Genomic DNA, 19,283 nt, shown 5'->3' on the forward strand with positions numbered 1-19,283 from the left:
ACCAGCGGCTCGATCAACGCCCACTCGGCATCGGTCACATCAAAACGCGCCACAACCGAGTTCTACCAGCCCGACCAGCACACCACCGAGAACCACCAAGATCCGAACCTCAAACAGCCTCTAGTCCCACCGGTCCGTGAGACGCGTGTGAGACGGGGCCCGACCATCTGAGGCCTTCTTCCATGAGCAACACCATCCGTCAAACCGTTGTCCTGGCGCCGCTTCACCGCGAGCCACGACGCATCCGTCCGCCGTTCAACGTGGAGAGCCACGAGCCTGACGATCACCGTCCTGGCGAGACCAACGATGAATGGCGCGCCCGCAACCGCGCTGACCAAGTCGCCGCCCTTCTTGAGGCACTGGACGGCATCGAGCTAGGCGCACACGACCGCCGGATCGTCGAGTGGCTGGCGGGCTGGGATACGTCCGTGATCGGCACGGTCGCCAGCCTCTTCTACCGCGCTCGCGCCGTGGACGGTGACAGGTGAGCATCGAGGCAATCAACTGGGCGCTCAACCACGCTCCCATCCCCGCCGACCGCAAGGACGGATCGACGTTGGCGATCACTCTGATCGCGCTCGCCAACCACGCCGGCCCCGATGGCCGTGACGCGTTCCCCTCAGTCGAGCGGATGATGCGCTACACCCGCTTGTCCCGACGGACCGTCCAGCGCTCGCTGCGGTCCCTGGAAGAGCTGGGCCTGGTCCGCAAAGGCACCACCCGCGTACGGGACGCCCACATCGAGGAAGCCAACTCCCGGCCACAGGTCTACAACCTCGTTCTGTCCGCCCGGCAGTCCACAGGTACCGAGGACGGGCGTCAGGTTGACGCCCCATCGACCAGCACAGGGCGTCAGCAGAGGCGCTTGGGGGCGTCAGCATCAACCGGTTGGGGCGTCATCGCGACGCCCGAAACGTCCTTCAACCGTCCAAGAAACCGTGCGTTGTCGAGCGAGCCCGTTGGGCGCTCGACGACACCGCTGGAATGCGGACAATGCGACGCCCGTCCCGGCGACCCCATCTCCGCCCGCGTGATCTGGACCGACATAGACCACAGCAACTCGACTCCTTGCCCTCGCTGCGCTCCACGGCGGTTCGGAGGCACCCGATGAACATCGCCATTCCGATGCCCGACCCAAGCGACGACGAGGTGAAGCGCGCAGTGGCGCAGGTGGAGAAGTACGTAGCTGGTCATGCCTCGATCGCCGAGGTCGCAGTCACCAAGCGAGTCCGCGAGCTGCGTGCCGAAGTCAACGAAGCCCACGCCTTGCTGGCGCTCCAGGCTGACGACGCACCGCTATTGGTCGACACCGACCGCGTTCGGCGTACACGGAAGCATGCTGCAGAGGCTGCTCGGCTGCACGCGCTTGCCCAAAACCCCGCCGCGCGGGCCTGGCAGGCAGCACGAGTACGCCGCTTGTTGACCGCCGTCGCGCTGACCGCTCTTGTTGGCGCGCTGGGCTGGTCCACGACGGGCGTCCATCACACGCTCACCCGAACCATGACCGAGCGGGACGCGGCATGGTGGGGAGCATGGGCGGTCGAGCCGGTCATCTCGGCCGTACTCCTGGTCGCTGTAGCGGCTAAGGCGTACATCGCAGCACGCGGCCAGACGCTGAAGCACCGACACCTGACCACGGTCGAGATCGGCGCCCTGGCGGTGACGCTGACGCTCAACATCTGGCCGTACACCCCCTGGCAGACCGACCGCTTCGAGCCGATACAACTCCTGGCTCACGCCATCGGCCCGTTGGTTGCGATCGGCGTTGTCACCATCATGCCGATCATCTGGACCTCATTCGCCGACCTCAGCCACGGCCTCCTCCCGGTAGGCCCTACTCCGGTCCAGTACAGCCAAAACGTTCCTTATAGGCCGACCATGACCGAGCGGGCTACCGATGTCCGTACTGCCCTACTCGTGAAGCATGCTCGACGGCTAATCGCCGATGGACAGCTACCTATCGCACCGTCCGCAACACGCTTGCGTGAAGCTCTGCAGTGCGGCACCGACGCAGCTCGCGAGGTCCGCGATGCACTCCGTTCAAGTGATGCAGAGTGACGGAGCTACCGGCGCGCACCCAACCAGCGGCAGCCATCGACATTGTCAGCCCCGTTGATCTCGATTTCTACCTGGGTGAAGGAAGCATGAGTTTGAACGACCCGAAGTGCTGCGCACCATGTCACGAGGTCCTGATAGTGATCACCACTTCTACGCACGCCGCTGTGGGAATGGTCGGCCTGCTGACGGCGACGGTAGCGTTGTCGGCTAAGTCGCCCGAGCCGCTCATGAGGTCGATCGGCAGCACCGGTTGGTCGAAGCGGGTGTTGCTGACCTCCGTCGCGGTGCTTCCTCAAAACGTTCGAACTTCTGGCACCGAGCAACCGGACTCACAGGTCAAACAGATCGGGTCGATGCCCTACGGGTCTCTTCGTGATGACGTGTTCAAGTGCGCCCGTGGGGTGGAGGAACAGCAGCACCGACCGGACAACCTGCTCGGTCGAGGCGTCTTCGATGGCTCGGGCGTAGGCGTGCAGCTGTACTTCGTACACTGCAAGTGCGTCGGTGCCCAGGACTGCGTCGGATTTGTGGGCAGAAGCAGTGTGCGACCCAGTCGCGGGGTGGTGGCGCATGGCATTGATCGACGGGAGCACGTTGGTCTACCTCATGGCCCGCCGCCTGGAAACCGGCGACGAGGCGTGCGGGGAGCTGGGCGGGATCGGTCCTGGCCCGGCCGCCACCGAGCTGACCGAGTAACCTTTGCGACGAGATCCGGAGCTGAGCCCTCGAGCGAGACCAGCACAAGCCGACGCTCACCGTGTACCCGGACAGCGAGCTCACCGGCCCGGCCATTGAAAGACCTACAGCAGGTCCGTGCTCAACTACGACGACGTGTCGTTGTGGCGCCTCGCTCTCAGGCGAGAGTAGGCCTCGACGGGGCCTCGGTAGCGGGGTATCAATCGGGATGTGATCCCAACTTACGATGCCGCGCCGCGTATTCAGGTTCAATCCGCCGTACTCAAAGTCTTGACTCCTCGGCGCGTCGTCGAAGGCTTCTCAGTCGTCAGGGACTACGAACCCCAGGTCGACATCACCTGGGAGGAGGCTGTCGAGTGCCTCGATGCCGAAGCGAAGTGGCTGGATCGCGCAGCCGCAAGCCGGGATGCTGAAGAGTTCGACGAGTTGCTCTACTCGGCGGCCGAGCAGGAGGCCGGCGGCGGCCCTGACGACCTCTTTCGGGGCATAGATGTCGGCGTCGCAGGCTTGGTGTTCGTGCTCTCTGCTGCTGGCTACGCCACCTGCTACAGCTGCCGCGGGCACGCGGGCATCATGACCGGCCGGGTGCCACAGGTCCGCCTGGCAACCGAGCCCGACCGCCTGGAACTGCTGGTGGGCTATGCCGAGCGTGCGGAATGCGGCCTGGAGACGGATGGAGATGGCCTCGTCAACGCCTACGCGTCGACCGTCCTGGGCCTGCACAAGCTGGCCACGCTGATCTCAGACGATAGGGCTGTGTTCGAGGCGATGGAGAACCCGTCATGGCTGGCGCCGGCGCTCGCGTCGCGGGACGAAAACTTCGAATGGGATGACGACGACGATCCGAGCAGCTAGCCGCCACATCCAGCGTGGCATCGTCGCGTCTGTCGTACCTCCCCGTTAACGTCACTGGCATGGGGCACCTGGGCGACTCCGGTCATCACATCGGCGGAGGGATGACTGCGGGCGTGCTGGATGGCGTGCTGCGCAACCGAGGTGATGGAGGCCGCCCGCTGCCGTTCGAACCGACGTCGTTCGACGTGGAGCTGCTCGCTGCCGTCGAAGGTGCCGTGGTCCGGGGTATCCCGCTCGCCGTCGTCCTCCCATTACCCGGCACGGCCGCCCCGCTCTTGCTCGGTGCGGCCTCTCTGGTCGGAGCCGTGTTGCGGACCCGTAGCTTGGCCGTCGAGGTTGCCGTCGCCTCGACCAACCTCACCTCGCGCACGCTCTACGACCGTTTGTACTTCGAGAACCAGCGACTCGCCGATTTCATCCCGCGCGGTGCGGTCGACGTCGGTGGCGCCGCGAGGTTGGTCGGGAAACCAGCACGTGACAGTGGCGGTCGGCTGTACCTGGTGAACCAGCTGTCACGGCTTGACTCATGGAGTGGTCGGCTCGCGGCACTTGTGATCGATGCCAGCGCCGCCACGTCCACCGCGGTCGCGCGCACGCTACGTCGACCGGACTTGTCGGCCGCCGTTGTATACCTGACGGCGGACCCGTTCGACCCAGCCCTGGAACTCGTGCGTAATACGGGTGGATTGATCTGGGGATGGGACGCGCCCGCGCTTACCGACCTCGCCGCGTCGGCGCTCAGGGACAGGAACCTGTGTGCCCGTCCCTTGGTGGCCGAGGTGGAGCTCCTTGCTAGCGCGGGAAGGTCCGACGTCGTCGTCTGGGGCCTTGACGATGGCGAGCGGTCCAGTCTCGACGACGCGCTGGCCGCGCTCTGGCGGGCGCTTGGGCAGCTCTCAGGGGCATACCGCCTGATCGCGGGTTCGGTATATGGCGCCTCCGAGGCCATTCGATGGGTGTGGAGCGTGTACAACTCGCTGACGTCACTGCCGGTATCTCCGCGCCGTTACGACGCCCAACTGGGCATCAGCCCATATGCCGTTCGCTTGGGCGAGTCGGTCTCGACAGCTCGGGCCTTCGCTCGGAACGTCGGTGGGGAAGCTGGACAGCGTTGGTACGACGTGGCCAACGCGCTCGACGCCGCACTAGACGCCGCTGACCAGGAGGAGAAGCTCGATCGTGTCCTTGCCTGGCTGAACGAGCGAGTCGCGGAGAACGTCCCGGCCACCCTCGTGCTGCGTAATCGTGCTGCGGTCAACGCGGTGACGAACGCGTTGGACGAGTCCACGGCGAGCCCCGTGGGTTGGCCGGACGTCGTCAGTGTCACCACGATCGCCGATGTGACCGCTGGCCGGACCAGCATGAGTGGCGTCGGCGAGATCTGCCTGCCTGGACCGCTCCCGCGCAGTCGCTCAGGGCTGCTGGCGCTGCCGCCGGCAAGTCGTGTTCGTGTTATCGCCGCCGGCCCGTTCGAAGCGCGCCGCGCGGAGCAGCAGGCGGTCTCTGCCCGTTCGGCGCTCAGCGCCATACGTGCTGAAGCAGTGCGACAGAGCAGCGTGCGGCTCGGCGTGCCCGCTGAGCCTAGCGATCAGGAAACCGATGGATCCCAACGTGTCCACGTGCTCTCTTCCGGCCGGGCCGCCGCTGTGGTACCGACGAGCGTCGGGGACGCCCGAGACAATCCTTGGGAGCCGTTCGACCTGGACATCGTTGCGATGCTTCAACGCACCATTGCCGCTGGAGGGTCGGCAGACGAAGAAACGCAAGCTGTCGCCCCGGCGCGTGTGCGAGGTTCAGCGGCGACTTCCGCCGTGGAGGTTCTGGCCATTTCGGTTCGAATGGGCGACGAGACCGGAGTCCTCCTTGCTGAACCCAACGATTTGATCACTCGCCGACGTGGTGAGACGGTTCAACGTGTGGCGGCCAAGTCGCTGGTTCCGGACGACGTCGTTGTACTCGTGGACTACGCCGCTCGGCACGATCTGCTCACCGCCGTCACCGAGAAGCTGTCGGAGTCCCCCACATACGCGCCATTGGCCCAGCTCGTTGCGTTCTGGAAGGCTCGCGCGGCCCGGCTGCGGAACTCCAATCTCACCTATCGTGACATCCTCCGGCGGATGCGAGGCACGTCCTTGACCTCGGAACAAACGATCGGGACATGGGTCAGAGGTGTGGTCGACGGTCCCCAGAAACCGGAAGATGTCCGGCGGTTCGCCGAGGCGGTTCGCGACACCCAGCTCCTAAACGAGGCCGAGCGGGTGGGGTGGGCGCTCCGGACGCTGCACGCCGTCCACCGCCGGATTGGGCGATGGCTGTCCGCGCAGATCGCCGGCGTCCAGATGCGCCGGGACGAGGGCCTGGTGGATGCCGACCTGGGTATCCACGTCTCCGACCTGCTGGAAAGCGTGACAACACACGCCGTGATCTCCATCGACAGGGCGGTCCATCAAGCGCCGGCCAACGCCGTCGGCCTGGTGCTGCCGCAACCGGATGCGCTCCGCCTCTTGACCTCGGCATCCTGAGCGTGTGCGGAAACCGCAAGTCAAGGGCTGGGTAACGCCGCTCGCCTGTCGCGCGACCAAGAAATGTCGGTGGGTGCCGCTACAGTCCGGCCACCCATAGGACCTGTGGACGACAACTGAACACGCTCCCCACACCAATTGATCACTACGCGGGTACGCGAGGACCTCCGGACGTGCCCAACCGGCTTCGGCCGCGCCACGTTTCCAGCCCTGGGAGTAGAAAATGACGGCATCCCCGCATGCCCAGCTGCCGTTGGGCAGCCAAACCACGCTCGCGGAACGCTACGACGCCCTGCTGGACTGCCTGTCCCAACGCGTCGTGGCTCAAGCGACCGGGACCCGTATTCCCACCAGAAGTCGCCTGGGTAACGGTCCGCAGAACCGCCTGTGGCTAGGCATGCTCGCCAGCGAGCCCAAGCTTGTCGCTGATGCTCAAGCTGGCTATAGCTTCAAGGATCGCCTTGTTCCACCGGCTCAAGGCTTCACCTTCCGCGTGTCGAGCCTGCCTGTCCGTCTCGACATCGAGGTTTCGTGCTCGGTCTACCTCGCACTGCACCCGACGTTGGCCGAACAGCGAGCCGCCGCCGTCGCCGAGGCGGATGCCGCTGGTCACGAACGGTTTACCGCCCAAGCGAACGGGACGCCCTCCGCCGCGCCCGCGAATAGCGGTTCAACCGCCACTCCGGCGCCCCGCCAGGGCCGAACGACCGGCGCCGTCCCTGGGCACAAGCTCGCCCCTGTGTGGACAAAGGTCGCGATTGACCCGGTCGCGCTTCACCTGACGCTCGCGGACCAGCGGTCGGTCGTTCGGGTCGGCGAGAGGGAGCTGTCCGCAGCGCTGCGGTCCGCGTCGCGGCCGCCCGCTGGCGGCACGCTGTTCCGCCCTCGGCGCGCTACCGCACCGGCGGGGTCTCTGCCCCGCGATCACGACCTCATCGACGAGACGACCTGGAGCCGCTACGCCGCGGAGAACCTGGTTGATTCCGCCGACGTCATGCCGCCCGAGCACCGCGCCGCTATCCAAGTCGAGGTCACACCCCATGAGGGCTGCTTCGAGATCTTGGTGGCCGTGGTCAACACCACCCCCGCGCCTGACACGCAGACCTACGACGGCGTCCATCCCTACGACCACGGCTTCGTCGACACCCAGCTGTATGAGGTGAAGCTGACCACGAACACGGATGCCGCGATCGTGCCCTATGAGCTCGAGCAGGTCGCCAAGTCGTATCGCTACGAGCGCACGGTCCCCGCTCTGGGGCACGCCAGCCCCGTCAAGACGGTCCGATCTGGTGACACAACCACCCTGAGCACGCAGTTCGCTGCCAGCGAGCGTACGTGGCGTTCCTATCCGCGCGAAAGCACAATGAACTCGATGGGGGTGCAGGTACCCATCGACACCTCGTTCGATTCCCTCATCGCCGATCCCGTCGGCACCGTCGCCACACTGGTGGCGACGCATGAGACGTGGGTCGAGCGATCGTGGAGCACGGCCGCGCTTGACGAGCTGCAGGCACGACTCGGCTGGACCGCTGACGCGCGCAGAGAAGCGGAACAGGACGCTGAAGCAGCCAGGGAAGAAGTCGAGTGGGTACGCGCTGGGCTGGAACTGCTTCGTACAAACGAAGCCGTGCTGGACGCGTTCGTCGCGGCCAACAAGGTGGTCCAAGCTGCCGCAGATGACTACACCGCATGGCATCCATTCCAGGTGGCCTGGATAGTCGGTTGCCTCCCCGGCATGGTCGAACCCGCCGCGCACAAGAAAGTCAACATCGTCTGGTTCGCCACGGGTGGCGGAAAATCCGAGGCGTACCTCGGTCTGATGCTCACGACGCTGTTCTACGGCCGATACACCGGAGTGACCGCCGGAACCCAAGTCTGGGCTCGATTCCCGTTGCGCCTGCTCGCACTACAACAGACCGAGCGGTTCGCATCCATGGTGCTGCAGGCCGAACTCGTCCGCCGTAACGATCCCCGTATCGCCGGTGGTGATCCCTTCGGCCTCGGGTACTACGTCGGTGGCGGCAACACCCCGAACCAGCTCTACCGCCCCGATCCCAACAACCCGTTCTACCGAGGTCAGGATCCTCGGGATCCCAAGACCGCCGAGGCATGCCGGATTCTCGAACGCTGCCCGGTCTGCAAGGATCCGCGCCCGCTGGAGATTCGCTTCGACGAACCGACCTGGACGATGCAGCACGTGTGCCGCAACGCCGACTGCGCCATGAAAGGCGTGTTGCCCGTGTGGGGCGTTGACGACGATGTCTACCGCCACGCGCCAGCAGTTCTCGTTGGGACCGTGGACAAGCTGGCCCAGCTTGGCCAGAAACCGGCGTTCCAAATCTTGCTTGGCCGGGCACATTCCCGGTGCCCCAAGCACGGCTACACCTCCAGCCCGCTGTGGTGCTCGGTCTATCCGTGCCGGGAGAATCGCGAGCCCATCCCTGACGGTTTCGGACACGTGCGACTGGAGATCGCGGACGAGCTGCACCTGCTCGACGAGAGTCTGGGTGCGCTGGACGGCATGTACGAAACCCTGCTGCAAACCATCAGCGAACACCTCGGCAATGCGAGCGTCCAGATCGTTGGCGCCACCGCGACCATCGAGGGATACAAGAACCAGGTCAAACACCTCTATCAGCGCGATGCTCACCGGTTCCCGGTCAACGGGCCCGTGGTCGGCGAAACCTTCTGGTCCACGACGCGCGAGGGCGACCCGCTGCGCCGCTATGTCGGGGTCCGCCCGAGGGTGGCCACGATGGTCACCGCTACCCGCGAGGTCGCGCTCGCCCATGCTGCTTGGGTCACCGACATGCTCAACGCACCCGAAACCATTGCCGCTGAAGCGGGCCTGGACCCAACAGACCCCAGCACGCTGACCGAGATCAAGAACGCTGGCCACGAGCTATATGAAGTTCTGGTCGCCTACTGCCTGCGCAACGAAGACCTCACCAGCTTCACCCGAGATCCCCACGTCCGGGATCTCATCACCAGCCAAGCCAACTTGGCGATCATCAACGGCGACGCTGCGCCTAGTGATATCCGGGCCGCCGTGCAACGTCTGATCACGCCACCAGCGGAAGATACCGGGCGAGTGAAGATCATCGCCGCGACCAAGGCCATCGGTCACGGGTTTGACGTCGCGCGCCTCGGAGTCATGGCCGTCATGGGCACGCCGACGCAGGCCGCCGAGATCATCCAAGCCTCCGCTCGTGTCGGGCGACGCCACCCCGGCCTCGTCATCAACATCATCAACCCGACTCGGGACCGCGACGCGAGCGTGTTCCGGTATTACGCCACCTGGATCCGCTACCTCGACCGGCTCGTGCACAAAGTGCCCGTCAACCGCGAGTCCGTGCCGGTCCTCAAGCGTGTCCTCTCAGGTGGGCTCATGGCATGGCTGCTTCAGGTTCACGACCGCGCCTGGATGACAGGAGCGCCCCGACGCAAGAGCCTCGCCCAGTCCACGGCATTCCGCGACGCCACCAGGGCGGCGTTCATCGACCGAGCAACGCTGATCGACAACCTCACCCGAGGGTTCGGCATCAGCCCGACAAGCGTCTACCACCACATGCATCGGGAAGCGATCGCCGCATGGGTTGATGATCAGCTCGCCGCGTTGCCACTTCGAGCCGAGGCCGACAAGCGCCTGCCAGACCTGCTCCAGCCGCCCGTGCCGCGGTCGCTGCGCGACGTCGAGGAACCCATCGTCATCTACGGCGACGTCTGAAGAGCCCTCGCCCATTCTTCCGCAGCCGCAGCGGCGCCCGCTCAAGGAGCTTGAATCACATGTCTATCGAAGAACTCAACCGCACCAATATTCAAGCCCTCTACCGATACATGCCCGGCCAGCCCTTCAACTGGTCGTCCAAGGTTTCCGTCGTGGGCCGCTCACCCCGCCACACCAGTCCACTCGACATCCCCGAAGCCTGGGTGGCTCCGCAACTACGGCGCCTCATCCGCCCCTTCGCCGAGGGCGTTTCCCGCCAACCCGGAGTCGGCCCAGAGCTGGAGATCATCGACCGCGGTCAATACGCACTCGTCAAGGCGGAAGACCTGCAGGCGTCGCGCTTTCCCAACACCTTTCACTGCGCGGCGTGCGGTCACTTCCGCACCGTACGCGTCGGGGAACGCATTCCGAACTGCCCCCATGATCACGGCCAGATGCGCCAGTTCCCATGGGCGGAAATCCACGAATGCGGCCATCTCAAGCAGATCACCGCACCACGGTGCGCGAACAACTGCCGCGCGAGCATGGCCCTGTTCAACACCGAGTCGTTCAGCATCAGCCGCTGGTACTGGCAGTGCGAGCGCTGCCGCACGCGATCCACACAACCGGTCGTGAACTGGTGCACCACCTGCCGAACGGGACGGGCGAACGCGACGCGAATCCCCCAAAGCAGTGCCTACTATCCGCAACAGATCACCGTTCTCAACCCACCCACCCGTGACGCCTACGCCAGCCTCGCCCATGACCGCGTCCACCTCGCCGCCGTCGCCCAGAGCCTCGGCGTGCTGCCTCCCGGCGCCGACGGCCTGCGGATGGCCGGAGGAACCCGCGACAGCGAGGGAGCCGTCGCCCAATTTCAGAAGATGGCCGCCGTGCTGGGCTGGCAGCCGGGTGATGAGATGTACGAACGAGGACTGGCCGACGCTCGGGCAAAGGAAGGTACGGCACCCGCCTGGGCCGAACAGGTGGATGCGCTGGGGCTGGACCCCGAATCGGTCGATGCCCTCGGAGACGAGTGTCTTCAGCTCTCGCTCGCCCGTGGCGCGGCGGCACTCACAATTGATGATCTGCGGACGGAATCCGCGGATGAGCTCCACCCCACCTACGCCGCGTACCCCGCGCTCTTCGAACGCTATGGCCTGCGCGACGTGACCCTGCTTCGGCAACTTCCCATCGCCTACATCGACGCCGGCTATACCAGGGTGAGCCCCAAAGCCCACAGCTCCGGTCCCCGCGGGGACGTCAACACGCGGTTTCGCTTCTTTGAAGCCGGCCGCGATCGAAGGTTTCCGATGTACGGGGTTCGGACGGAGACCGAAGGTCTGCTGTTCAGCCTGAACCAGCTCCGCGTCGTTGAGTGGCTCGCGGAGTCCGGTGTAGTCGACGATCCAGGTGTCACCACTGTCGAGGATGCCCAGCGATGGCTGTTCACGGTCACGGAGCCCGTCACCGACATCTTCAACGCGCCCGAAAGCCGTATCACCAAGGCGATTCTCGGCCTCGTTCACTCGATGGCGCACCGGACCATGAAAGCGCTCGCCACGCGATGTGGACTGAATGTGGACTCCCTCGCGGAGTACCTCTTCCCAGCCAACAGTGCCTTCCTGATCTACGCCAACACCCGCAGTGAGTTCATCCTTGGAGGACTCGAACACGTCTATCGATATGATCTCGCCGACGCACTCAGCGAACTCGACGCCGAAAGCCGCTGCGTCTTCGACCCACCCTGCCGACACTCCTTCGGCGGCGCGTGCGCGGCGTGCCTGTATGTCTCCGAAGTCGCATGCGCCAGGTTCAACACGGTTCTCGATCGGAACCTGCTCTTCGGTTCCCTCCCCGCAACCGTTGAACCAGTCGGTCAGACCAACCAGGAGGTGACGTGGCGTCCGTACTGGAACCACTGAAGCCAGTCGTCGCCTTGATCCGCCAAGCGCCTGAGCCCATGGCGCTGGCCGCGCGCCTACTCGACCTTGCCGAATCCGGTTCGACCGGGGCGGAACTCGCGACCGTCCTTAGCACAAGCGTCACTGACGGGAATCTCGTACGCTCCGCCCTGATCCACGCCGACATCCTCGACATGGCCGGCAACCGCACTCCTTGCGCAACCGTCCGACTGGCACAGGCCCAGGTCCTGACCGAGGCGGCCGAGGACAGCTGGGAACTCGTTCTCACCGTGCCTGGTTTCCTCCGGCGAACCCTCGCGGATCTCGTCGCCGTAAACGGTGACCGAAGCAGGCCGCGAGAAACCCAGGCCACCCTTGTCGAGGTCGCCGCGACAGCGCGGAACAACCTGATGATCGCCGCATCCTACCTGCACGCTGACTTCGTCACAACCCTGGCTAACCCACTCCAACGGGTGCTGCAGACGGGAGGCGCCGTAACCGTGATCACGAGGGCGCTGTCGCTCACCGCGCCGGAGCGTTCCAGCGCGAACGTTGAGGCAATCGCCCTGCTACGGCAGGTCGCCGAGCGTGCTGGACGAGCCATCACCGTTCGTTCCTGGGAAGAAAGCGGCCTCGGCGTGCACTTCAAGGTCGTCATTGCTGATCACAGGTTGGCCTACCTCGGGTCGGCCAACCTGACTCCCGGAGGCACAGCCGCACACGCGGAAGCGGGGGTTCTCCTGCGTGGACCACGGGTGGCCGGCCTGTCGAGGTGGCTGACGGCTGTGGCCGACGAACTCGCCCGCCGTCGACTTCCGTCTGGGTAGCTCAACGCGAATGCTGACGACCACCGCGAACGTGCGCTCCGTCGTCCGCGGTGGCACGTCCTTCAGAGGTTGAGGACAGCTCGAAGCTTCTTCCCGATGATCTCCGCAACATCGACGGCGACAGCATTGCCAAGCGCACGCATCGCCGCCGTCCGGGTGCCAGGAATCTCATACGTATCAGGGAAGGTCTGTATCCGAGCGGACTCCCGGACAGTCAGATAGCGGACCGACCCGTTATGAAAACGAATCATCCCTTCACCACCGGCGACGCCGTGCACCCCAGCCTTAAGCGTCTTGGCAGGCCAGTCGATCCAGCCACCCTGATGACCTGGATAGGTTCGAGCACCAGGAATGCCCCGGTGGTTAAGTACGTCCGGCGCGTCTTTGCCGTCTCGCGGCTTCGGAAGCTTGGGAGACTTCACGAGAGCGTCTCGCGTGGTTTGCCAAGGCTCGCGCTCAAATAGCTCATCGGCCTCACGCAACGCCTCCACGCGAACCCGCAAGGTCTCCGGCATAGAAGGCCTCTTAATTTCATGCTTCTCCCAATAAGACCCAACTATCCACTGATCACGCAACAGCGCGTCTCTGTCATGCGTTGGAGATATGTCGGCCCATCGATCCCAGCCTGGGACATCCGTACGAATCCCGACGAGAAACACACGCTTTCTCGTCTGAGGTACACCCACGTCTGCGGCGTCAATAACCTGACGGCGGACGCGGTAAGTCAATCCGGCCCGCTTCGCCCCCATGATCCGCTTGTGATGATCCACCCAGTGCTCACCAGCCTTGGGCTTGACCGAGGGCTTTGAGAGATGGTCGACAATGTAGTCGTAGTACGGCATGAAGGAAGGGCGCAGCAACCCAGGGACATTCTCAAAGACGAAGCACTTCGGCCGGAGAGTTCGAACCGTCTCAACGGCGGCAGGAAACATATTTCGCTTGTCGTTGTCCCCAGCGTGCGCCCCACTAATAGAGAAAGGCTGACACGGCGGCCCTCCCGCGACCAAGTCGATATCGACCAGCCCAAGCCCAGGCGCTTCCTTGAGCCACTCTAGAACGTCCATATTGCGGACGTTCTCCTTCTTCCAGAGGTCAGGCGATCGCTCGGCGTTAACCTGCAGGATATTGCAGGCTCGCGGATCCCATTCAATCAGCTGCTCGTGCTCGAAACCGGCATTGAACATGCCGAGGGCCATACCGCCACCACCGGCGAATAGCTCTACTGACCTCGGCATGGTTTCTCCGTTTCGAAATTTCGTGACGTGTCGATTGATGCGACGGTGGAAACTTGGTCGGCGCGGCGACCGCGCACGAGTTGCTCAATCTCGTCGACAACGGCGTCGAGATCCTTGGTCAGGCGTGATTCAAAGACGCGATAGACGGACCACCCAGCCTCGGCGAGTTTCGAATTGACCGTCGCGTCGCGGGCCATGTTCGTTTCGAGCTTGACCTTCCAGAACTCTGGATTGTTCATGCGCTCGAATTGCGCATCGAAGGAGGGCAGGCCACGCACTCGCCACGCGTTGCCGTGCCAGAAGTCACCATCTACGAACACGGCCACGTGAGGGCCAGGGAACACGATATCGGGCTTGCCGATCAGTTTCGTTCGCACTCGGAAACGCAGGCGCCTTCGCCACAGGGCACTACGTAGGGCGATCTCTGGTTTCGTGTCGCGATTGCGCACCGAGGCCATGATGCGGCTGGTTACTTTGGGATCTCGCATGTCACCGCCCTGCCTCACCGTCGTTGCCTGGGGCACGAGTCGCGCGAGTGGCGATATGGCGGACCTCCAGGCCAGCTAGTTCGCCGAGTCGCTGGTGACGTGCTCGCTCGCCTTCCGACAACCGCTCGCCCTGTCTGGTCGTGACGACAACAACCGGCCTCGGGCCTCCATCAACCCGCGTGTTGAGACCTGCCCAGATAAGGCTCTGGAGATTGCGGGAGGTTCCCCAGATCATCTGTACGCATTCTGGGCCATTGGAGAGATGGCATCGGTTGGGCTTCTCTCGCAGAGTGCCTTCCACGAAGTCCCATTCACACCCAAAGACAAGCTGCGCGATTTGGGCCGCACCTGGCAGCGGATTACGGACCAGATCGGCATAGGGACCGATCCCGCTACGGGCGCGGTTGTAGTGCTTCATCGGCACGTCCTTGATCCAAAGGCGTGCACGTTCGCGCGGCATGTACCGCGTCAAGACACCACCGATTCGACCGTCATCGACCCACCGGTTGTACCACGTCGATCGCTCACTGATGCTCAGGCCGTCCCAACCGAGTTCATCAGCTTGACGATAGATCTCTCCGATAATCTCCCGCCGGAGGGGATCCTGAATCTCGCTCATGAGCCGCTCACTAGTGCGTCAGGGTCGGGGAACTGGAGGCGGTGCTCATCGAGAGCTGTTTCGAGACTCGCCGCGTCTTTGATCCACTCACGCATCAGGCTCTCAGCCTGGGCGTCGCTGAACTCGAAACGTGTTCCTGTTGGGACGAGCCGCAGGGTCTCGATTTCATCGGCCGAAACTTGTTCACGGAGGTTCATGATTGCCGCAACGCGTCGTATATCGCTGACGAAGTCCAGTGCTTCCACATGACTCTTGCCTTCACGCAAACGCAGGCCACGACCAAGTTGTTGTACGAAGATTCGCCGACTATGCGTCACACGGGCGAACCCCAGGATGTTGACGTCAGGGATGTCGACACCTTCGTTGAGGATGTCCACCGCCGTGATGATTGGAATCTCGCCCTGCCGGAAGCTCATCAGACGCAGTTGACGTTCTCGGTGGCCCAACCCGGCGTGGACAGCCTTTACGTTCTTCCATTGCGGGACTTGGTTGAGCAACTCGGCCAACCGTTCGGCGTGCTCAACTGTTCGACAGAACACGACCGCGCGTGGTTCACGAGTTCGTGCCCAAGTGTCAATGAGCTGATCCCGGATTGCCTCGTCGCGCTCTGGAAGAAACAGTCGGGCGTTCAGATCCTTGATGCTGTAGCTGTGCTGACTTGCTTCTCGCACGAAGTCCCAGTTGATGTTGTCCGAGAACAACCGATACCGAACCTCGGCGAGGTAGCCGAGCCGCATGCCATCTTCGATGCCCAGCGTGTAACTTGGTTCGCCGAACCGGTTACGGATGTCGAACCGGTCGCCACGCCACGGCGTGGCGGTAACGCCGAAGCGCGGCACGTCTGGCATGGCGTCGAGCAATTCGGTGAACTGCCCTCCCTTAGCGACGTGATGCGCCTCGTCGACCATGATTAGCCCAGGCTTGTAGCCGTTGCGTACGTATGTCAGGGCGGTAGCCACCGTCGCGCACGTGATCCCGCGAAGATCATCCGGTTTGTGATCGCCGGTCAGCAGTTGTGTGCGCACGGGTTTCGGCACGTGAAACCACATCGCACGTTCGAGTTGTTCGACGAGATCTTTGGTGTGCGCGACGACGAGGACCTTGTCCGAGGGTTGACGCCGCAGGTGCCGTGCGATGATCTCCCCGCCGATGACCGTCTTGCCTAGTCCTGTGGCGAGAATGAGCAAGGCGCGGCCGGAGCCCTCCAAGTCCTCGACAATGCGTTCGAACGCTTTTGCCTGGTACTCGCGAAGCGAGCGTTCTGGCAGTCGTTGCGCGCAGATGCCTTCGCTGTTGTAGAGATCAAGAAGCTCGCGTCCAGACCACAGCTCGATCGGATGACCGACTCGACGCAGAGCATCACGCCGTTCGTCGGTCTTTGGGCCGAATCGGGCGTTGGTGACAACCGCGGCGCGATCGGTGCGATAGAACGCCTTGGCTGAGAGCACCTCGTCGATCGCGGCCGGCGCGACGGTACCTCGTGACTTCCATTTTGCCTGGAAGACCCACTGCTGACCGTTGCGTGTGCCGATAAGGTCTCCACCTTGGTCGTTTGGGCCATCAATGTTAACAACGTTGACGAACCCAAGATGCAACAGAAGTCGCTCGACCTGTCGCGTGAACGCGGCTGGACCGATATCGAGGAGGAAGTCAGGAGCCACAAATGAGGAACTCATGTCGTGTCCCCCTCGTTAATCTCGCCCTCAATCACATCGAGAGTCAGACGCATCATCGCCAGCTCCAGACGTGTCTTTCCGCCCGTATTTCCCATGAATTCGCCAACCGTATCGAGAAGGCGAGCAATCCTTTCGACCGGCCTGGTTCGCGCGTCCTGGTCGTTCCAGGTGGACCAGGTTGTGGAGAACACGGCCCCGTCCAGCAATAGAGCCGGTTGGGCACGGACGAGTGCGGCGAGACCTTCTGGGCGCAGATGCGGAATGAACGCCCCGTTCTCGGTCGCCTCCCGCCAGACCAGCCGCGGCTCGGCGCCGGCCGCATGCCGCTCGGCGGCTTGTTTTTCCTCTGTTGGCAGGCTTGTCCAAAGCGCCGCAGCGTGCAAGGCGCCTACGTCAGCCATTCCTTCTCGGATCCTGCCGAGCAGCGCGTCCGCACGCTCGCGCAGCGCGGCGTCGGTGAAGCGCTGATCGCGGAACTGCTCTGTAACCTCGGCCGCGACCCTCGCCACACTGTCGTCCGTATTTGCCACTGCTCGAAGCGCTTCAGCGATCTCGATGATGGCGTAGTCCCGCGGATCACGTCCGAACTCGCGGAACACTTCGTGGTCACCATGGACGAAGACTTCGATCGTGTTGCCGCGCTGAGTATGGGAAACACACGGGGTCGGCCGGCCGGAGTGGTCGAGCAGCGGCTCAGGGGTATCGAATACCGTTACGGTGCGTTTGCCGAGGTGGGCCACGCTCACGACGCCGCTCAGGTCGCTAACACGTCGTGCCCGTTCACGGTATCGGGCGTAACGCTGCTCCTCGGTCTCTGGCTGCGGTCGCGGGGGAGGTGAGGCCGGGGCCTGCCCGCCCGCGGTACCAGCCGGTTGGTTGTCCCCACCCAAGCCTGTGCGGTCCAGGAGATCGTCCATGGACCCGGAGCCAGTCCCACCGCTGTGCTTCTGACCTGATCCCGTGCCGCTGGACGTTCCGGAAGTCGGCTGCCGCTTCCCCCGCTTGAGGTCGTCATATTGCTGGGCCGCCTCGTACCATTTGTCGTCGGTCAGGTACTCGGGAAGTCCCCTGCGGAACAACGTGGCCCATTCACGGGCGGTCTCGTGAAGCGGCCCGGAGCTATCCCCAGGGATCAAACACTTCGTACCGGGATCATTGCGCCGGAACGCGTTGAACAGGCGCCCTACCGGGGAGCTGTTTGACTCATACCCAAGCGCCTTTGCCTTCTTTGGCTGTAGCGGACCTTCCCCGCGGACCTCATTAAGAGCAGTGATCCAGTCCAGCGAGTCACGCTTGAAGTCGTTCTTCTGGTAGGTGACCGGAACATGGTCGACATGGATCTCGCCGACAATACGGCCGCCTTGCGTCGCACCGAACTCGATGGGGTATTCCACCATCGTCTCGCCAGTGTCGGGATTTTCCCACTGAAAGACACTTCGATCGGAGATGAGAATCTTTCGACCGTTGCGCAGGAAGTCAATCCCGAAGTCGCTCGTACTGAGGTAGCGTTGAATGCCAACCCAGCCGACAATCCGTCGTTCCCGCAGTTCCAGGTTCTCGCTGTCGCACTCGGCGCAACGCTCCACCGCCGCGCCGCGGTTCCAGTGTCCACAGTCTTGACATGCCCAAGCGGGTGTCAGATCACGGTTGATGCGTTGGATCGCGCGGATCTCAGCGCCCTGATAGGACACCACGCGAGAAGAGCTCCACACGCATGGCAGCCTTGGTCGTACAGCGGTCCCGTTGACGTACAGGTCGAAGCCCCGGCCAGCGAGCTCGGTCTCCGGAAGTTCAGGAAGGGCATTCTTGCTTCGCAAGAGGTAGGAATACACCCTGCCGAGCTGCTCACGAATGGTCGCCGCCACCGGCTGCCGACGTAGCGCGGCACGCTTGTCCGGCCTCAACTGCCGGACCGTAACCTCGGTGCCATGCATCGCGGGGTCGGCCTTCGGATCCCGCCGAAGGGGCACCGTGAAGCTGCCGCGCCGCTGCATCTCGCGAAAGTCGATCTCGGCGACAAGCCAGTCCGGGTCTCCTGAGCGGGTTGTTCTGACCTCCGTCACTGAACCCAGATTGGCGGTCGCGATGTTGAAGCCCATCCCGAACAGCCCAAGGCTGCCGTAGCGGCTGTTAGTGCTGTAGCCCGCACGCAACGACTGCTCGAACTGCTCCAGGCCCATGCCACGTCCGTTGTCCGCGACACACACGAGCTCGTCCCCCTCGGCGGTGCCTGGCTTCGGGAGTGTGATCTCGACCGACGGTGGCTCCGAAGCGGCACGGTCACTGTCCGACAGAAAGGCGTCGAACGCGTTGTCGACAAGCTCAGCGAGACACTGCCAGGGCTTGTAAGGGATGTCGCCGAGTACCTCGAGAAGCCGCGGTGATGGCGTGAGGTCAAGACTCTCTATGGACGTCTCGTTCGCGCCGAGTGACACCCCAGCCTCCCACTTCGCTCGCACGGTTCAGCCCCTGGCCAGGGGCCTGCTCGCCACGGCATCCGTAGTAAACACCGCCGGCACGACGCAACACGGAGGGTGACAGCAATACCTCATACTGTTACCCTACGTGACCGCACTTGACAATGCGTGTCACCCAGTGAGACGAGCCTGGCCCCGAGAAGTCCACCATATCGGGAGGTGCTTGGCGGCTTCATACGGCCGCGCCGTAGCACTGATCAAAGTGCGCGAATTGCCGTTG

Annotated in this window: 14 protein-coding genes; 9 read left to right on the top strand and 5 right to left on the bottom strand. The window is 63.8% G+C overall.

Features of this window, described 5'->3' with window-relative positions:
- Positions 1-182 precede the first annotated feature (182 nt).
- The 9 genes from QSK25_RS43140 to QSK25_RS43180 all read left to right on the top strand — a co-directional run bounded on the left by QSK25_RS43140 (position 183) and on the right by QSK25_RS43180 (position 12,568).
- The gene (locus QSK25_RS43140) at positions 183-488 is read left to right on the top strand and encodes a hypothetical protein (protein WP_285647277.1); all 306 of its coding nucleotides are present in this window, start codon (positions 183-185) and stop codon (positions 486-488) included.
- Positions 485-1,111: a helix-turn-helix domain-containing protein gene (locus QSK25_RS43145; protein ID WP_285647279.1), complete on the top strand. Its 627-nt coding sequence runs from the start codon at positions 485-487 to the stop codon at positions 1,109-1,111. The genes QSK25_RS43140 and QSK25_RS43145 overlap by 4 nt, the downstream gene beginning before the upstream one ends.
- On the top strand, positions 1,108-2,058 hold the full coding sequence (locus QSK25_RS43150) for a hypothetical protein (RefSeq protein ID WP_285647281.1): 951 nt from the start codon (positions 1,108-1,110) through the stop codon (positions 2,056-2,058). The genes QSK25_RS43145 and QSK25_RS43150 overlap by 4 nt, the downstream gene beginning before the upstream one ends.
- A 570-nt stretch (positions 2,059-2,628) precedes the next feature.
- On the top strand, positions 2,629-2,754 hold the full coding sequence (locus QSK25_RS43155) for a hypothetical protein (RefSeq protein WP_285647283.1): 126 nt from the start codon (positions 2,629-2,631) through the stop codon (positions 2,752-2,754).
- A 210-nt stretch (positions 2,755-2,964) separates the two neighbouring features.
- Positions 2,965-3,609, top strand: coding sequence for a hypothetical protein (locus QSK25_RS43160; RefSeq protein WP_285647284.1), 645 nt, complete (start codon positions 2,965-2,967; stop codon positions 3,607-3,609).
- A 59-nt stretch (positions 3,610-3,668) separates the two neighbouring features.
- A complete protein-coding gene (locus tag QSK25_RS43165) occupies positions 3,669-6,131 on the top strand; it encodes a DISARM anti-phage system protein DrmE domain-containing protein (protein WP_285647285.1) in 2,463 nt (820 codons plus the stop codon).
- A 223-nt stretch (positions 6,132-6,354) separates the two neighbouring features.
- Positions 6,355-9,858 carry a helicase-related protein gene (locus QSK25_RS43170; RefSeq protein ID WP_285647286.1) on the top strand — a complete coding sequence of 1,168 codons (3,504 nt, stop codon included), beginning with the start codon at positions 6,355-6,357 and terminating at the stop codon, positions 9,856-9,858.
- A gap of 59 nt (positions 9,859-9,917) precedes the next feature.
- Positions 9,918-11,762, top strand: a complete 1,845-nt coding sequence (locus QSK25_RS43175; RefSeq protein ID WP_285647287.1) for a DUF8724 domain-containing protein — start codon at positions 9,918-9,920, stop codon at positions 11,760-11,762.
- On the top strand, positions 11,738-12,568 hold the full coding sequence (locus QSK25_RS43180) for a phospholipase D-like domain-containing protein (protein ID WP_285647288.1): 831 nt from the start codon (positions 11,738-11,740) through the stop codon (positions 12,566-12,568). The genes QSK25_RS43175 and QSK25_RS43180 overlap by 25 nt, the downstream gene beginning before the upstream one ends.
- A gap of 62 nt (positions 12,569-12,630) precedes the next feature.
- On the opposite strand, the gene QSK25_RS43185 is transcribed toward QSK25_RS43180, so the two are convergent.
- Genes QSK25_RS43185 through QSK25_RS43205 form a run of 5 tightly spaced genes read right to left on the bottom strand, consistent with a single transcriptional unit; the run spans position 12,631 to position 19,021 of the window.
- Positions 12,631-13,764, bottom strand: coding sequence for a DNA cytosine methyltransferase (locus QSK25_RS43185; RefSeq protein ID WP_285647292.1), 1,134 nt, complete (start codon positions 13,762-13,764; stop codon positions 12,631-12,633).
- Between the two features lie 23 nt (positions 13,765-13,787).
- Positions 13,788-14,291 carry a very short patch repair endonuclease gene (locus tag QSK25_RS43190; RefSeq protein WP_285647294.1) on the bottom strand — a complete coding sequence of 168 codons (504 nt, stop codon included), beginning with the start codon at positions 14,289-14,291 and terminating at the stop codon, positions 13,788-13,790.
- Between the two features lies 1 nt (position 14,292).
- On the bottom strand, positions 14,293-14,910 hold the full coding sequence (locus tag QSK25_RS43195; protein ID WP_285647296.1) for a hypothetical protein: 618 nt from the start codon (positions 14,908-14,910) through the stop codon (positions 14,293-14,295).
- Positions 14,907-16,586 carry a DEAD/DEAH box helicase family protein gene (locus QSK25_RS43200; RefSeq protein WP_285647298.1) on the bottom strand — a complete coding sequence of 560 codons (1,680 nt, stop codon included), beginning with the start codon at positions 16,584-16,586 and terminating at the stop codon, positions 14,907-14,909. The genes QSK25_RS43195 and QSK25_RS43200 overlap by 4 nt, the downstream gene beginning before the upstream one ends.
- On the bottom strand, positions 16,583-19,021 hold the full coding sequence (locus tag QSK25_RS43205; protein WP_285647299.1) for an ATP-binding protein: 2,439 nt from the start codon (positions 19,019-19,021) through the stop codon (positions 16,583-16,585). The genes QSK25_RS43200 and QSK25_RS43205 overlap by 4 nt, the downstream gene beginning before the upstream one ends.
- Between the last annotated feature and the right edge of the window lie 262 nt (positions 19,022-19,283).

Origin of the sequence: Lentzea sp. NBRC 102530 (assembly GCF_030269365.1) — a bacterium.
In the GTDB taxonomy this organism is placed as follows: domain Bacteria; phylum Actinomycetota; class Actinomycetes; order Mycobacteriales; family Pseudonocardiaceae; genus Lentzea.

Bases quoted from the DNA above. Each gene is read 5' to 3' on its own strand.
- QSK25_RS43175 (WP_285647287.1), top strand. From the start codon at position 9,918: ATGTCTATCGAAGAACTCAACCGCACCAATATTCAAGCCCTCTACCGA.
- QSK25_RS43185 (WP_285647292.1), bottom strand. From the start codon at position 13,764: ATGGCCCTCGGCATGTTCAATGCCGGTTTCGAGCACGAGCAGCTGATT.
- QSK25_RS43140 (WP_285647277.1), top strand. From the start codon at position 183: ATGAGCAACACCATCCGTCAAACCGTTGTCCTGGCGCCGCTTCACCGC.
- QSK25_RS43190 (WP_285647294.1), bottom strand. From the start codon at position 14,291: ATGCGAGATCCCAAAGTAACCAGCCGCATCATGGCCTCGGTGCGCAAT.
- QSK25_RS43195 (WP_285647296.1), bottom strand. From the start codon at position 14,910: ATGAGCGAGATTCAGGATCCCCTCCGGCGGGAGATTATCGGAGAGATC.
- QSK25_RS43200 (WP_285647298.1), bottom strand. From the start codon at position 16,586: ATGAGTTCCTCATTTGTGGCTCCTGACTTCCTCCTCGATATCGGTCCA.
- QSK25_RS43150 (WP_285647281.1), top strand. From the start codon at position 1,108: ATGAACATCGCCATTCCGATGCCCGACCCAAGCGACGACGAGGTGAAG.
- QSK25_RS43165 (WP_285647285.1), top strand. From the start codon at position 3,669: ATGGGGCACCTGGGCGACTCCGGTCATCACATCGGCGGAGGGATGACT.
- QSK25_RS43170 (WP_285647286.1), top strand. From the start codon at position 6,355: ATGACGGCATCCCCGCATGCCCAGCTGCCGTTGGGCAGCCAAACCACG.
- QSK25_RS43155 (WP_285647283.1), top strand. From the start codon at position 2,629: ATGGCATTGATCGACGGGAGCACGTTGGTCTACCTCATGGCCCGCCGC.